Source organism: Rhizobium aethiopicum (assembly GCF_014197535.1).
In the GTDB taxonomy this organism is placed as follows: domain Bacteria; phylum Pseudomonadota; class Alphaproteobacteria; order Rhizobiales; family Rhizobiaceae; genus Rhizobium; species Rhizobium aethiopicum_A.
This window is the reverse complement of sequence record NZ_JACIFV010000026.1, coordinates 1-12,880: the sequence shown is the minus strand read 5'-3', so window position 1 is coordinate 12,880 and position 12,880 is coordinate 1. Positions and strand designations below refer to the sequence as shown.

Annotated in this window: 14 protein-coding genes and 2 riboswitches; of the genes, 5 read left to right on the top strand and 9 right to left on the bottom strand. The window is 62.6% G+C overall.

The features are described 5' to 3' along the window. Nucleotides 1-33 precede the first annotated feature (33 nt). The gene (gene sugE / locus GGD53_RS25840) at nucleotides 34-348 is read left to right on the top strand and encodes a quaternary ammonium compound efflux SMR transporter SugE (protein WP_184459592.1); all 315 of its coding nucleotides are present in this window, start codon (nucleotides 34-36) and stop codon (nucleotides 346-348) included. A 48-nt stretch (nucleotides 349-396) separates the two neighbouring features. Here the strand turns inward: sugE and GGD53_RS25835 are convergent, their stop codons facing one another. From GGD53_RS25835 to crcB, 7 genes are all read right to left on the bottom strand, one after another. Continuing rightward, a complete protein-coding gene (locus GGD53_RS25835; RefSeq protein WP_184459591.1) occupies nucleotides 397-789 on the bottom strand; it encodes a DoxX family protein in 393 nt (130 codons plus the stop codon). A gap of 118 nt (nucleotides 790-907) precedes the next feature. Beyond that, nucleotides 908-2,440: an acyl-CoA carboxylase subunit beta gene (locus GGD53_RS25830; protein WP_184459590.1), complete on the bottom strand. Its 1,533-nt coding sequence runs from the start codon at nucleotides 2,438-2,440 to the stop codon at nucleotides 908-910. Between the two features lie 36 nt (nucleotides 2,441-2,476). Further along, entirely contained in the window at nucleotides 2,477-2,935 is a 459-nt protein-coding gene (locus GGD53_RS25825; protein WP_184459589.1) for a hypothetical protein, read from the bottom strand. 66 nt (nucleotides 2,936-3,001) lie between these two features. Continuing rightward, nucleotides 3,002-3,787, bottom strand: a complete 786-nt coding sequence (locus tag GGD53_RS25820; RefSeq protein ID WP_184459588.1) for an ATP12 family chaperone protein — start codon at nucleotides 3,785-3,787, stop codon at nucleotides 3,002-3,004. A gap of 9 nt (nucleotides 3,788-3,796) precedes the next feature. Next, complete coding sequence (locus GGD53_RS25815; RefSeq protein ID WP_184459587.1) at nucleotides 3,797-4,450, bottom strand: HAD-IA family hydrolase; 654 nt, start codon at nucleotides 4,448-4,450, stop codon at nucleotides 3,797-3,799. Further along, on the bottom strand, nucleotides 4,447-5,445 hold the full coding sequence (locus GGD53_RS25810; RefSeq protein ID WP_184459586.1) for an RluA family pseudouridine synthase: 999 nt from the start codon (nucleotides 5,443-5,445) through the stop codon (nucleotides 4,447-4,449). Before GGD53_RS25810 ends, GGD53_RS25815 begins: the two co-directional genes overlap by 4 nt. Before the next feature lie 87 nt (nucleotides 5,446-5,532). Continuing rightward, on the bottom strand, nucleotides 5,533-5,910 hold the full coding sequence (gene crcB, locus GGD53_RS25805; RefSeq protein ID WP_184459585.1) for a fluoride efflux transporter CrcB: 378 nt from the start codon (nucleotides 5,908-5,910) through the stop codon (nucleotides 5,533-5,535). Between the two features lie 119 nt (nucleotides 5,911-6,029). On the opposite strand from crcB, the gene GGD53_RS25800 reads away from it, so the two are divergent. Further along, nucleotides 6,030-6,296 (top strand): hypothetical protein, encoded by a 267-nt coding sequence (locus GGD53_RS25800; RefSeq protein WP_184459584.1) that lies wholly within the window; start codon nucleotides 6,030-6,032, stop codon nucleotides 6,294-6,296. Nucleotides 6,297-6,357: 61 nt separating this feature from the next. On the opposite strand, the gene GGD53_RS25795 is transcribed toward GGD53_RS25800, so the two are convergent. Next, nucleotides 6,358-7,371 carry a copper chaperone PCu(A)C gene (locus GGD53_RS25795; protein WP_184459583.1) on the bottom strand — a complete coding sequence of 338 codons (1,014 nt, stop codon included), beginning with the start codon at nucleotides 7,369-7,371 and terminating at the stop codon, nucleotides 6,358-6,360. Nucleotides 7,372-7,444: 73 nt separating this feature from the next. After that, nucleotides 7,445-7,825 carry a hypothetical protein gene (locus tag GGD53_RS25790; protein WP_184459582.1) on the bottom strand — a complete coding sequence of 127 codons (381 nt, stop codon included), beginning with the start codon at nucleotides 7,823-7,825 and terminating at the stop codon, nucleotides 7,445-7,447. A gap of 158 nt (nucleotides 7,826-7,983) precedes the next feature. Next, a riboswitch (glycine riboswitch) is annotated at nucleotides 7,984-8,076 on the top strand. Then, nucleotides 8,077-8,157: riboswitch (glycine riboswitch) on the top strand. It abuts the riboswitch before it with no gap. A gap of 75 nt (nucleotides 8,158-8,232) precedes the next feature. Here GGD53_RS25790 and gcvT point away from each other — a divergent pair. The 3 genes from gcvT to gcvP are packed head-to-tail and all read left to right on the top strand — an operon-like array spanning nucleotide 8,233 to nucleotide 12,623. Further along, a complete protein-coding gene (gene gcvT, locus GGD53_RS25785; protein ID WP_184459581.1) occupies nucleotides 8,233-9,369 on the top strand; it encodes a glycine cleavage system aminomethyltransferase GcvT in 1,137 nt (378 codons plus the stop codon). A gap of 27 nt (nucleotides 9,370-9,396) precedes the next feature. Next, entirely contained in the window at nucleotides 9,397-9,759 is a 363-nt protein-coding gene (gene gcvH / locus GGD53_RS25780) for a glycine cleavage system protein GcvH (RefSeq protein WP_064802805.1), read from the top strand. Continuing rightward, nucleotides 9,759-12,623, top strand: a complete 2,865-nt coding sequence (gcvP, locus tag GGD53_RS25775) for an aminomethyl-transferring glycine dehydrogenase (protein WP_184459580.1) — start codon at nucleotides 9,759-9,761, stop codon at nucleotides 12,621-12,623. Before gcvH ends, gcvP begins: the two co-directional genes overlap by 1 nt. The last annotated feature ends 257 nt before the right edge of the window (nucleotides 12,624-12,880 follow it).

The following is a 12,880-nucleotide window of genomic DNA, read 5'->3' as shown; positions in this document are numbered from 1 at the left end:
GGGACGGCCTCGCTCTTGAACAAGGAGAGGCGTATGGCCTGGTTTCTGCTATTTCTCGCTGGTCTTTTCGAATGTGGCTGGGCGATCGGCCTTAAATACACCGAGGGTTTCACGCGGCCGCTGCCGACGGCGCTGACCGTCATTTCAATGGTGGTGAGCGTCGTCCTGCTCGGCCTGGCGGTGAAGTATCTGCCGATCGGCACCGCCTACGCCGTCTGGACCGGCATCGGCACGGTCGGCGCCGTGCTCCTCGGCATTTGGCTGCTTGGTGATGGGGCAAGTGTCTCCCGCCTTGCCTGCATCGCGTTGATCGTCGCCGGTATCGCCGGCCTCAAGCTCACCGCCTGATTCCGAGATGCTGCGGGGCGCCGAAACGCCCCGCAATCAATGTCCATTTCAAGCCGTCTTCCGGTTATCGACGGCAAGAGCGCCGGGACCGGAGAAGAACAGGTAAAGGAAGACGAAGCAGAACAGGATTGCCGCGTCGCCCTGGTTGACGGCCGGGAAGAAGCTGTTCGGGGCATGCGCCATGAAATAGGCAACCGCCATTTGGCCAGCCAGCAGGAAGGCGACCGGACGCGTCAGCAGGCCGACCAGAATGAGGAGACCGCCGACAAGCTCCAGAAGAGCCGCAAAAAGCATCAATGGCGGCAGCGGGCCTGGCATCTGTGCAGCCGGGAAAGCGAACAGCTTCATGGTGCCGTGTTCGATGAACAGCAGGGCAGTCATGATTCTGAGAGCGGCCAACCCATAGGGGCGATAGGCGGAAAGACGCTCGAAAGTTGACATTAAACCTCTCCATTAAAGAAATTGCAGCCGAGCGTTAGCCCGTCCCCGGCCCTGATTGAACACACGGATCGCTGACGGCCGTTCACTTTTTCGACAGCAGGCAACACGCGGCCAGATATCAGAGCGGGATGTTGTCGTGTTTCTTCCAGGGATTGGCGAGATCCTTGTTGCGCAGCATCTTCAGTCCGCGCGCCAGCCGCCGCCGGGTCGAATGCGGCATGATCACCTCGTCGATATAACCGCGCTCAGCGGCGACGAAAGGCGACAGGAACCTGTCCTCGTACATTTTCGTGTGGGCGGCGATCTTCTCCGGATCGGCAATATCCTTGCGGAAAATGATCTCGACGGCACCCTTGGCTCCCATGACGGCGATCTGCGCCGTCGGCCAGGCATAATTCAAATCGCCGCGCAGATGCTTGGACGCCATCACGTCATAGGCACCGCCAAAGGCCTTGCGCGTGATGACCGTGAGCTTCGGCACCGTTGCCTCCGCATAGGCGAAGAGCAGCTTGGCGCCATGCTTGATCAGGCCGCCATATTCCTGCGCCGTGCCCGGCAGAAAGCCCGGCACGTCGACGAAAGTGACGATCGGAATATTGAAGCAGTCGCAGAAGCGCACGAAGCGCGCCGCCTTGCGCGAGGCGTCGCTGTCGAGCACGCCGGCCAGCACCATCGGCTGGTTGGCGACGAAACCGACGGTAGAGCCTTCGACGCGGCCGAAGCCGCAGACGATATTTTTGGCGAAGCTCTCCTGGATCTCGAAGAAATCCCCCTCGTCCGCCACCTTCCGGATCAGCTCCTTGATATCGTAAGGCTTGTTGGCGCTCGCCGGCACCAGCGTGTCGAGCGACGCATCGGTCTCGGTCACTGACTGGTAACATTCGATCTCCGGCAGCGGCGCGGTGTTCGAAAGCGGCAGGAAATCGATCAGCCGGCGCACCTGCAACAGCGCATCGACATCATTCTCATAGGCGCCGTCGGCAATCGACGAGCGCACCGTATGCACCACGGCGCCGCCGAGCTCTTCGGCCGTAACCGTCTCGTTGGTCACCGTTTTCACCACGTCGGGGCCGGTGACGAACATATAGGAGGTGTCGCGCACCATGAAGATGAAATCGGTCATGGCAGGCGAATAGACGTCGCCACCGGCGCAGGGGCCCATGATCACCGAGATCTGCGGAATGACGCCGGAGGCAAGCACATTGCGCTGGAAGACTTCGGCATAACCGCCAAGCGCGGCGACTCCTTCCTGGATGCGGGCGCCGCCTGCATCGTAGATGCCGACGATTGGCGCACGGTTCTTCAGCGCCATGTCCTGCACCTTCATGATCTTCTCCGCATGCGCTTCCGAAAGCGAGCCGCCGAAGACGGTGAAGTCCTTTGCGAAGACGAAGACCGTGCGGCCGTTGACCGTACCCCAGCCGGTGACGACGCCGTCGCCGGCGATACGGCTCTTATCCATGCCGAAATCGGTGGAGCGGTGCTCCACGAACATGTCGAACTCTTCGAAGGAGCCCTCGTCGAGGAATAGGTCGATGCGCTCGCGCGCCGTCAGCTTGCCGCGCTTGTGCTGGGCGCTGATGCGCTCCTTGCCGCCGCCGAGGCGGGCGATGCCGCGGCGGCGTTCCAGTTCCTCGAGAATTTCCTTCATGCGATCTCCTCTCGCCGCTCTCGCGGTCGATATGCGCTAGCGGCTGCGTCCGCTGAGCGAGAAAACCGAGCGAATCCGTGCAGCGACGTCGTCGGCCATGATGTCGTCGGCAAGTTTCGGGTCGGCGGCGATACTGGTCACGTCGAAGGCGCTGACGGCAATCACCGAGCCGTCGTCGACCGAAGCCGCGTCGACGCGGATTTTGGCGACGTTGCGGTCCTTTTGGAAACCGAGTCCCTTCTCAATCGAAACCACGCGGATTGTCAGCACCACCCGCGGCAGCACGGTGTCGCGCATCGTTGCATTGATCGCGGCATTGACGCGGTCGTTGATCCCGGCAAGCAGCTCGGCCGGGATGTTCGGGCCTGAGAGAACGACGGCGCTGCGCACATCATAGAGCGGCGCCTTCGGCTTGTTGGCCGAGAGGCTGACGCAGGCCGTGAGCGCGATACAGACGAGCACGGTCCGGCAAAAACACGACCTCAGCCAATTCATCGCAAATCCCGCACCACCCCGTTGGAGTCGCAGATTTCGTCATAATGTCTGGGAAGGCAATATGTTTCAGGCGCTTAGGGCGAAAAAAACGTCCGCTGCCGCCTTGAATTCGGCAAAGCGCTTGGCCCGTCGCTCCTCGGCTTCCTCGTCGCGCCCCCAATGCTCGATCGTCCAGTCCTCGTCGAGATGCGCAAGCGACCATGCCTCCTCCACCATCACCCGGCCCTCGGCCAAGGCAAGCGCCAGGATCGCCGAGCCGGTCAACGTCGTGATCGTATGAAGGGCAGCGAGCGCCATCGGACTCTGATGCCGCGCCAGCGTCACGGCGAAGGCCGCGGTCGCCTCTCGCGGCTGTTCGTGAGGCATCACCCCTTCGACGAGAATGAAACGGGCACCGAGATCGTGGGCCGCCCAGTCGATGATCGGGTCCCAACGTTCCCTCTGGCGCTCGACCAGCAGCTCCGGCCCGTCGGCGCGGTAGCAGATGAGGTCACTCGAGGAAAAGCGGAGAATGTCTTCGAAGATGGCCTGCGTATTGGTTGCCACGCCGTCGAGCGCAGTGTTGACCAGCCGGGTCACCGGCATGGTGACCGGGTCGATTTCCTCGCCCTGTCGACGCCATTCGGCGGCGACAAGCTGTGCGAGCGCCTCTGTGGGAACGGCAAGAACCTGCCGTGCCGGCGTGCGCACCGACTTGCCGTCGAGCGTGATCGCGAAACTGCCCTCGTCCTCGGCGACCGCCACGTCGGTGTAGAAACGCTTCGGCAGCGGCTTCTTCATCTGGATCTGGGCCCGACGGATGGGATCGGGATGGCTCAGTCCCTCGGACAGATCGTTCAGCAGATCGCGCATGGGCTCACCTCAGGAAAAATGGCGCAATATCTCGTTCGGATGGTAGGCGATCGCATCGGCGCCGTTGGCGATCAGCTCATCCACGCTGGCATAGCCCCAGGCAACACCGATCGCCTTGGCGCCGGCAGCCTTTGCCATCTGCATATCGTAAACCGCGTCGCCAATGACAATGGTATCGGCGGCATTCATCCCGGTTTCGTCGCAACATTCCGTCACCATGGCCGGATGCGGCTTGGAGGGGCAGTCGTCGGCGGTGCGCGCAACGACAAAATGCTTGTCGAAGCCGTGCGTCTCCATCACGAGGTTCAGCCCGCGCCGGGATTTGCCGGTCACCGCCCCGATCAGCAGATCCTCGCGGCCGCTGATCGCGTCGATCATCTCGCGGATGCCGGCAAACAGCGGCTCTCTGTGGTCGAGATCCCTACGCACAATCGTAAACAGCGATTTATAATGCGCCGTCATGTCGATGTCTTCCTGCTCGACATGCGGCCTGCCCTGCATGCGGGCGATCGCGAGATCCAGCGACAGGCCGATAATGGCCTTGGTGTCGTCAAATCGAGGCTCCGCCTTGCCGAACTTCGCGAAGGTGCGGCGCATGGTTTCATGGATCAGCCCGGCACTGTCGACCAACGTGCCGTCGCAATCAAAAAGCGCAAGTTTCATGCTTCATCGTCCAGGATGGGGGCCGAATTTTCATCGAAGCCGAGCAGGTTCCAGCTCTGCACCATATGCGGCGGCAAAGGCGCGGTGACGCGCAGCCGGCCGCCGGAGGGATGCGGGATATCGATATGGCGGGCGTGCAGATGCAGCCGCTTCTGGATACCGCCGGGAAAATCCCAGTTCGGATCATCGTCGAAATATTTGGGATCGCCGATGATCGGATGGCCGATGTGCAAGGCATGGACACGAAGCTGGTGCGTGCGCCCCGTATAGGGCTCCATCTCCAGCCAGGCGAGACGTTGCGCCGCCGTCTCGACGATGCGGTAGTAGGACACGGCATGATCGGCGCCCTCTTCGCCATGCTTGGCGATGCGCATGCGGTCGCCGTCGGCCGTCGGCTCCTTGACGAGCCAGGTCGAAATCTTGTCCTCGCGCTTGCGCGGAACGCCTTTCACCAGAGACCAATAGGTCTTCTTCGTGTCGCGCTCGCGGAAGGCGGCCGTCAGCTTCTGTGCCGCACCCCGGGTGCGGGCGATGACGAGCACCCCTGACGTGTCGCGGTCGAGGCGGTGGACGAGGCGCGGCTTCTCGCCCTTCGGACTGGTCCATGCCTCGAGCATCTGATCGATATGCCTGGCGACGCCGGAGCCGCCCTGCACGGCAAGGCCGGCCGGTTTGTTGAGGACAATCACCTTGTCGTCCTCATGCAGCACCATGCGTGACAAGAGGTGGAAATCCGTGGAATGTTTGAGATCCTTGCCGGCGATCGGCCCGGTTTTCAGCCTGGCGTCGACATCGAGCGGCGGCACGCGCACCGTCTGGCCGGGCTGCACGCGCGCATCCGATTTCACGCGTCCGCCGTCCACGCGTATCTGGCCGGAGCGCAGCAGCTTCTGCAGCGGCCCGAAGCCCAGCCCGGGAAAATGCACCTTGAACCATCGATCGAGCCGCATGCCCGCCTCGTCGAGTTCAACCTTGATATGTTCTATGCCAGCCATGAATAGTCTTTCGGAAATTGCAGCGCGGGCCAAGCCGGCGTTCTTGCCGCAGCCTTAGAGCATTTTCATGCAAAACGGAAACCGGAATCAGACCAAAGCGCGCATGATGGCGAGGCCGGCGAACACTGCCGCCATCGAAAGGCCGACGCTGGCTGCTATGTAGATGCCGCCGGCGACCGCCTCGCCGCGTTCGAAGAGCGACATGGCATCGAGCGAGAAGGACGAGAAGGTGGTGAAGCCGCCGAGAAAACCGGTGATGAGCAGCAGGCGCAGTTCCACCGATGCGTTGAACTTCCGCGCGACCAGTTCGGCGAAGACACCGATGACGAAGCAGCCGACGACATTGACGGCGAGAGTGCCCCAGGGAAAGGCCGGCCCCATGAGCCTAAGCGCCCATTGGCCGACAAAATATCTGAGGACGGAACCGATGGCGCCGCCGACGGCGACGAGGAGAGCCTGGATCATGGGCGGGATATCCGAGTTTGAGAGCGCATCCGATCGTGACGGAATAAATTCTTTTAATTCAGTAAAATGCCAGCGACTTTCTTATGCCGGCGCCAAGATCCTGTCGATATTGTGCCGGCATGACCCAGCTCCTGTCCATTTCGGCAAGCACCGCCGCCATTGCCCTGGAAACTCTGAGAATACCGCAGCGCGTCGCCACGAGCACTGCCGCCCGCGACTCGCGCCGCCTCGCTGACCGGCAGTTGAAGGCCGAAGCCACCGAAGGAGTCGACGATCCCGCCAGCATCATCCAGTCCACCGAAGTGGCACTCGACCTGATGGAGAGGGGCAATCGTCAGCCGCAGGCCGGCCTCAAGCAGGCGCTGCAGTCCTACGAAGACGTCTAGGTAATCGCCTTTCCGATGAAAAGCCCGCATTGCGGGCTTTTCCGGTTTAACCAGCCAGAGCTTACTTGCCCTGCGCCGAAAGCACCTGCAGCGCCAGATCGACCTTGCCTGTTTTCTCGAATGTCAGCGTCACCGGCACCGTGTCGCCCTGCTTGAACGGCGTCTTCACCTTCTGAAACATCAGATGCAGGTTGCCGGGCTCGAGCTTTAGGGTCTCGCCCGCGGCAATGGCGACGCCATCCTTCAGCTGGCGCATCCGCATGACATTGTCCTTCGTCGCCATCTCGTGAATCTGAACCTCGCCGGCCACCGGGGAAGACACCGATACCAGGCGATCATCCGTCTTGCCGTTGTTCTTCACCGTGAAAAAGCCGCCGCCGACCGGCTGGCCGGGCAGCATCGCCTTGGCGAAGCCGCCGGAGATTTCGAGGTCGCCAGCCTTGACCGTTTCCGGCGCCGCAGCCCCCATGGCGGACATGTCCATGCCTGGTTTGCCGGTCGTGTCCATGCCGGGCATGTTCATGCCAGCCATGTCGTCGTGATCGTGGCCGTGATCTTCGCCGGCAACGACTTTCAGCAGCGGCGCCGGGCTTTTCAGCCCATGCGCATCGCCGCCGGCCTCTGCCACCTGATCCCAGGCCGTGACTGCATCGCCGCACAGCTGCGTCACCGGAAAAGCAAGCGAGCTGCCGGCTTCGACGCCCGATACCTTCCCCTGGATGACGAAGGTATCGTAGAAATCATCAGAAAGATTGCCGTTCTTCCAGCGGATCTCGATAGCGCCCGTCTTCACCTTGTCGCCGTGATTGTCGTAGGTCTTCTGGTAGTCGCCCTTGATCACTTCGAGCTCCCAGCCGGCCTTCGGCTGCGGCTTGGCGAAGACGAAACCTTCCGGCAATTTCACCCGCACTTCCGTGGTCGCCTTGCCATCGCAGCCATGCGGCACCTGCAGCGTGGCGAGAATCGTGGTGTCCAGCGGCACCTCCTTGTCGAGAAAGCTGACATGCGCCTCGGCGCCGGCGAAGGCGGTTGCGGAAAGAAGCGCGGCAAGCGCGAAAGTCTTGATTGTTTTCATCGGATATCTCCTCGCCGGCCGCGAACTTCTTTTGGGCGAACCGGCATTCTGCGTCTTAGGTTGCGGAGGCAGATCAGATGAAGGAAGGAGGCGCACGCGAATTTGCCCGGCTGACGGCGCTGACACCGGCAACGGCTGCGGTCTCGATCGGGGCATTGACAAGCGAGGCGGGCTTGCGCTCGAGCCACGAACCCGCATCCGGTGTCGGCAGGATCACCGACGCAGACAGCCGACAGGCTTCGCAATTCGGCTTGAAGCCGACAGTCTTGCCTTCGACCTGCTTTACGGTGACGCAGAGCGAGGCAAAGCTGCCGTCGGGCAGCATGTAGGCCGCGGCGTCATAACCATCGGAAGCGACAGCCTGCGGCGCCTGATGGGCGAATCCGAGCAAAAGCAGACCCAAGGCGCAAAGCATGCGCAGGAAGAGCGTCGCTTTCAGTCCTGTCCGCCGCATGAAATCCCCTTCAACAGCAAGTCGCGATAGCCGTTTTTCCTGCCGAATGCAAAAGCAGATTTGCCGCAGATCGCGCCCTTCCGTGACTATGGCGACAAAAATTTGTCAGGTCACGACATTTGGCCTTGCCAAGCGCTGCGCCCGCCGGATAATTGCGGCCAACCCTGTTGGGAGAATCCGGTGCTTGTGCCACCGGTGCCGAAGGAGCAACCGCCCCGGAAACTCTCAGGCCAAAGGACCAGCAAGGGGGCAGACGGAACTCTGGAGAGAAGCGTTCTCGAAACGCTCGCCGAAGGGATAACAATCTCAGGCAAAGGGACAGAGGGGGCTCAGGAGAGAGGCGCGCAGCCGCGCCTTCAGATTTGAGCCCGCGCCTTAACAAAAGGCGCAAACCCCGGAGGCGTCGTTTGGACGATACTGCTGCCCTCAAGAAAACCCCGCTGCATGCCCTGCATCTTTCGCTCGGCGCCCGCATGGTGCCCTTTGCAGGTTATGACATGCCAGTGCAATATCCGGCGGGCGTCATGAAGGAACATCTTCATACCCGCGCCGAGGCTGGCCTCTTCGACGTCTCCCACATGGGCCAGGTCATCGTGAAGGCGAAATCGGGCAGCTATGAGGATGCCGCGCTGGCGCTCGAAAGCCTGGTGCCGGTCGATATTCTCGGGCTCCCGGCAGGCCGCCAGCGCTACGGCTTCTTTACCGACGACACTGGCGGAATCCTCGACGATCTGATGATCACCCATGTCGACGACCACCTTTTCCTCGTCGTCAACGCCGCCTGCAAGGAGGCCGATCTCGCCCATCTGCAGACCCACATCGGCGACCAGTGCGACATCACGCTCCTGAACCGCGCGCTGATCGCGCTGCAGGGACCGCGCGCGGTCGAGGTTCTCGCCGAGCTCTGGGCCGATGTCGCGGCGATGAAGTTCATGGATGTGCGCCACTGCCGGCTGCACGACGTTTCCTGCCTAGTTTCGCGCTCCGGCTATAGCGGCGAAGACGGCTTCGAAATCTCCGTCCCGGCTGACAAGGCCGAAGATGTCGCCATGCGATTGCTCGAACATCCGGACGTCCAGGCGATCGGCCTTGGCGCTCGCGACTCGCTGCGTCTGGAAGCCGGCCTCTGCCTTTATGGCAACGACATCGACACCACCACCTCGCCGGTCGAGGCAGCGCTCGAATGGGCGATGCAGAAGGCGCGGCGGGCCGGCGGCGCACGCGCCGGCGGCTTTCCGGGCTCCGGCCGCATCCTTTCCGAACTCGAAAACGGCGCCGCCCGCCGCCGGGTAGGCCTGAAGCCGGAGGGCAAGGCGCCGGTGCGCGGCCATGCCAAGCTTTACGCCGATGCCGAGGGCAAGACCGAAATCGGTGAAGTCACGTCGGGCGGGTTCGGCCCCAGCGTCGAAGGTCCTGTCGCCATGGGCTATCTGCCGGTCTCCCATGCGGCGGTGGGCACCCAGGTCTATGCCGAGGTGCGCGGTAAGTTCCTGCCCGTCGCTGTCTCCGCCCTGCCGTTCGTTACGCCGACCTACAAACGCTGAAACCCTGTTTTCCGAAAGGATTTTTCCATGCTGAAATTTACCGCTGAACATGAATGGCTCGAGCTCGACGGCGATGTCGCCACCGTCGGCATCACCACCTATGCCGTCGAACAGCTGGGCGATCTCGTCTTCGTCGAACTGCCGGAAGTCGGCAAGAGCTTTGCGAAGAACGACGATGCGGCAACCGTCGAATCCGTCAAGGCAGCCTCAGAGGTCTATTGTCCGCTCGATGGCGAGATCACCGCGGTCAACGAGGCAATCGTTGCCGATCCCTCGCTCATCAACTCCGATCCTCAAGGCGCCGGCTGGTTCTTTAAGCTCAAGCTCAAGAACCCCGCCGATGCCGACGGCCTGCTCGACGAGGCCGCCTACAAGGAGCTCACCGCGTAATGACGACGCCGACCGAATTCCAGTTCACCGACTATCAGCCCTACGATTTCGCCAATCGCCGTCACATCGGCCCTTCGCCGACCGAGATGACCGAGATGCTGAAGGTGATCGGTTATAGCAGCCTCGACGGATTGATCGACGCGACACTGCCGCCCGCCATCCGCCAGAAGGCGCCGCTCGTCTGGGGCGCGCCGATGACCGAGCGCGAGGCGCTCGACAAGCTGCGCGAGACCGCCAACAAGAACAAGGTGCTCGTTTCGCTGATCGGCCAGGGGTACTACGGCACGATCACGCCGCCGGTCATCCAGCGCAACATCCTGGAAAATCCTGCCTGGTATACGGCCTACACGCCTTACCAGCCGGAGATCAGCCAGGGGCGCCTGGAAGCGCTGCTGAACTACCAGACGATGATCTGCGACTTGACCGGCCTCGACGTCGCCAACGCTTCGCTGCTCGACGAGGCGACCGCCGCCGCCGAAGGCATGGCGATGGCCGAGCGCGTCTCCAAGTCGAAGGCGAAGGCTTTCTTCGTCGACGCCGACTGCCATCCGCAGACCATCGCCCTCATCCGCACCCGCGCCGAGCCGCTTGGCTGGCAGGTCATCGTTGGCAATCCCTTCACCGATCTCGATCCGGTCGATGTCTTCGGCGCGATTTTCCAGTATCCGGGCACGCACGGCCATGTGCATGACTTCACAGGCCTGATTGCGCGGCTGCACCAGACCGGCGCCATCGCGGTCGTCGCAGCCGATATTCTGGCGCTGACGCTGCTGAAATCGCCCGGCGAAATGGGTGCCGACATCGCCATCGGCTCCTCGCAGCGTTTCGGCGTTCCCGTCGGTTATGGCGGTCCGCATGCGGCCTATATGGCGGTCAAGGACGCCATCAAGCGTTCCATGCCCGGCCGCCTCGTCGGCGTGTCCGTCGATGCCCGCGGCAACCGCGCCTACCGCTTGTCGCTGCAGACCCGCGAACAGCATATCCGCCGCGAGAAGGCGACGTCGAACATCTGCACCGCCCAGGTGCTGCTCGCCGTCATGGCCTCGATGTACGCCGTCTTCCACGGTCCGAAGGGCATCAAGGCGATCGCCCAGCAGGTGCACCAGAAAGCCGTGCTGATGGCCAAGGGCCTGGAGAAGCTCGGCTACAAGGTCGAGCCCGAAAGCTTCTTCGACACGATCACCGTCGATGTCGGCCATATGCAGGGCCTGATCCTGCGCGCCGCCGTCGCCGAGGGCGTCAATCTGCGCAAGGTCGGCGAGACCGGGATCGGCATCAGCCTCGACGAACGCACCCGGCCCGCGACGCTCGAAGCCGTCTGGCGCGCATTCGGCGGCAATTTCACCATTGCCGATTTCGAGCCGTCCTACCGCCTGCCGAAGGACCTGCTCAGGACCAGCGATTATCTCACCCACCCGATCTTCCACATGAACCGGGCCGAAAGCGAGATGACGCGTTACATCCGCCGGCTCTCCGACCGTGACCTCGCGCTCGACCGCGCCATGATCCCGCTCGGCTCCTGCACGATGAAGCTCAATGCGACGGCGGAAATGCTGCCGATCACCTGGCCGGAATTTTCCGATATCCATCCCTTCGTGCCGACGGACCAGGCGCTCGGCTATCGCGAGATGCTTGATGATCTCACCGAAAAGCTCTGCGCCGTCACCGGCTACGACGCCTTTTCCATGCAGCCGAATTCCGGCGCGCAAGGCGAATATGCCGGCCTGCTGACGATCCGCAACTATCACATCGCCAATGGCGAAGGCCATCGCGACGTCTGCCTGATCCCGACTTCGGCGCACGGCACCAACCCTGCCTCGGCGCAGATGGCCGCCATGAAGGTTGTCGTCGTCAAGGTGCGCGAAAACGGCGACATCGACATGGAGGATTTCCGCGCCAAGGCTGAGGAACATGCTGCCAATCTCTCCTGCTGCATGATCACCTATCCCTCGACGCACGGCGTGTTCGAAGAGACGGTCAAGCAAATCTGCGAACTGGTGCATCAGCACGGCGGCCAGGTCTATCTCGACGGCGCCAACATGAACGCCATGGTCGGCCTGTCCCGCCCCGGTGACATCGGCTCCGACGTGTCGCACCTCAACCTGCACAAGACCTTCTGCATCCCGCATGGCGGCGGCGGCCCCGGCATGGGCCCGATCGGCGTCAAGGCACATCTGGCGCCGCACCTGCCGGGTCACCCCGAATCCGATGGACGGTCGGGCGCGGTTTCGGCAGCCGCCTTCGGCTCGGCCTCGATCCTGCCGATCTCCTGGAGCTACTGCCTGATGATGGGAGGCGAAGGTCTGACCCAGGCGACCAAGGTGGCGATCCTCAACGCCAACTATATCGCCGCCCGGCTGAAGGGCGCTTATGACGTGCTCTATAAATCGAAGACCGGCCGCGTCGCGCATGAATGCATCATCGACACTCGTCCCCTTGTCGACAGCGCCGGCGTGACCGTCGACGATGTCGCCAAGCGCCTGATCGACTGCGGCTTCCACGCACCGACCATGAGCTGGCCGGTATCAGGCACGCTGATGATCGAGCCGACGGAAAGCGAGACCAAGGCCGAGCTCGACCGCTTCTGCGAGGCGATGCTGGCGATCCGCGAGGAAGCCCGCGCCATCGAGGAAGGCCGGATGGACAAGACCAACAACCCGCTGAAGAACGCCCCGCACACGGTCGAAGACCTCGTCGGGGAATGGGATCGCCCCTACAGCCGTGAGCAGGCCTGCTTCCCGCCCGGCGCCTTCCGCGTCGACAAATATTGGTCCCCGGTCAACCGCGTCGACAATGTCTACGGCGACCGCAACCTCATCTGCACCTGCCCGCCGGTGGAGAGTTATGCGGAGGCTGCGGAGTAACATCCGGCGAGCCCCTTCAGCGAATTGGGAGGGGCTCAGCTCGTGACAAACCTCGTCTTTACTCCCGTGTTACTCTCGCCCTCGAGCCAGGGCTGCCCGGTTCGCCCTGCAAGAGCCAGCGAGGAACGGAGACGACGCGGCATATTCTCTTCTCCCCATCATCGGCAGGGCTGTCCGGGGAAATTGTCAGGCATAAAAGAAAGCCATTTGGTTTGGCGATGTTTTGGGTTTTGGCCGGCTTGGATTGACGGGAGGCG

Bases quoted from the DNA above. Each gene is read 5' to 3' on its own strand.
- GGD53_RS25800 (WP_184459584.1), top strand. From the start codon at position 6,030: ATGACCCAGCTCCTGTCCATTTCGGCAAGCACCGCCGCCATTGCCCTG.
- GGD53_RS25835 (WP_184459591.1), bottom strand. From the start codon at position 789: ATGTCAACTTTCGAGCGTCTTTCCGCCTATCGCCCCTATGGGTTGGCC.
- GGD53_RS25825 (WP_184459589.1), bottom strand. From the start codon at position 2,935: ATGAATTGGCTGAGGTCGTGTTTTTGCCGGACCGTGCTCGTCTGTATC.
- crcB (WP_184459585.1), bottom strand. From the start codon at position 5,910: ATGATCCAGGCTCTCCTCGTCGCCGTCGGCGGCGCCATCGGTTCCGTC.
- GGD53_RS25795 (WP_184459583.1), bottom strand. From the start codon at position 7,371: ATGAAAACAATCAAGACTTTCGCGCTTGCCGCGCTTCTTTCCGCAACC.
- sugE (WP_184459592.1), top strand. From the start codon at position 34: ATGGCCTGGTTTCTGCTATTTCTCGCTGGTCTTTTCGAATGTGGCTGG.
- GGD53_RS25830 (WP_184459590.1), bottom strand. From the start codon at position 2,440: ATGAAGGAAATTCTCGAGGAACTGGAACGCCGCCGCGGCATCGCCCGC.
- gcvP (WP_184459580.1), top strand. From the start codon at position 9,759: ATGACGACGCCGACCGAATTCCAGTTCACCGACTATCAGCCCTACGAT.
- GGD53_RS25790 (WP_184459582.1), bottom strand. From the start codon at position 7,825: ATGCGGCGGACAGGACTGAAAGCGACGCTCTTCCTGCGCATGCTTTGC.
- gcvH (WP_064802805.1), top strand. From the start codon at position 9,397: ATGCTGAAATTTACCGCTGAACATGAATGGCTCGAGCTCGACGGCGAT.
- GGD53_RS25810 (WP_184459586.1), bottom strand. From the start codon at position 5,445: ATGGCTGGCATAGAACATATCAAGGTTGAACTCGACGAGGCGGGCATG.
- GGD53_RS25815 (WP_184459587.1), bottom strand. From the start codon at position 4,450: ATGAAACTTGCGCTTTTTGATTGCGACGGCACGTTGGTCGACAGTGCC.
- GGD53_RS25820 (WP_184459588.1), bottom strand. From the start codon at position 3,787: ATGCGCGATCTGCTGAACGATCTGTCCGAGGGACTGAGCCATCCCGAT.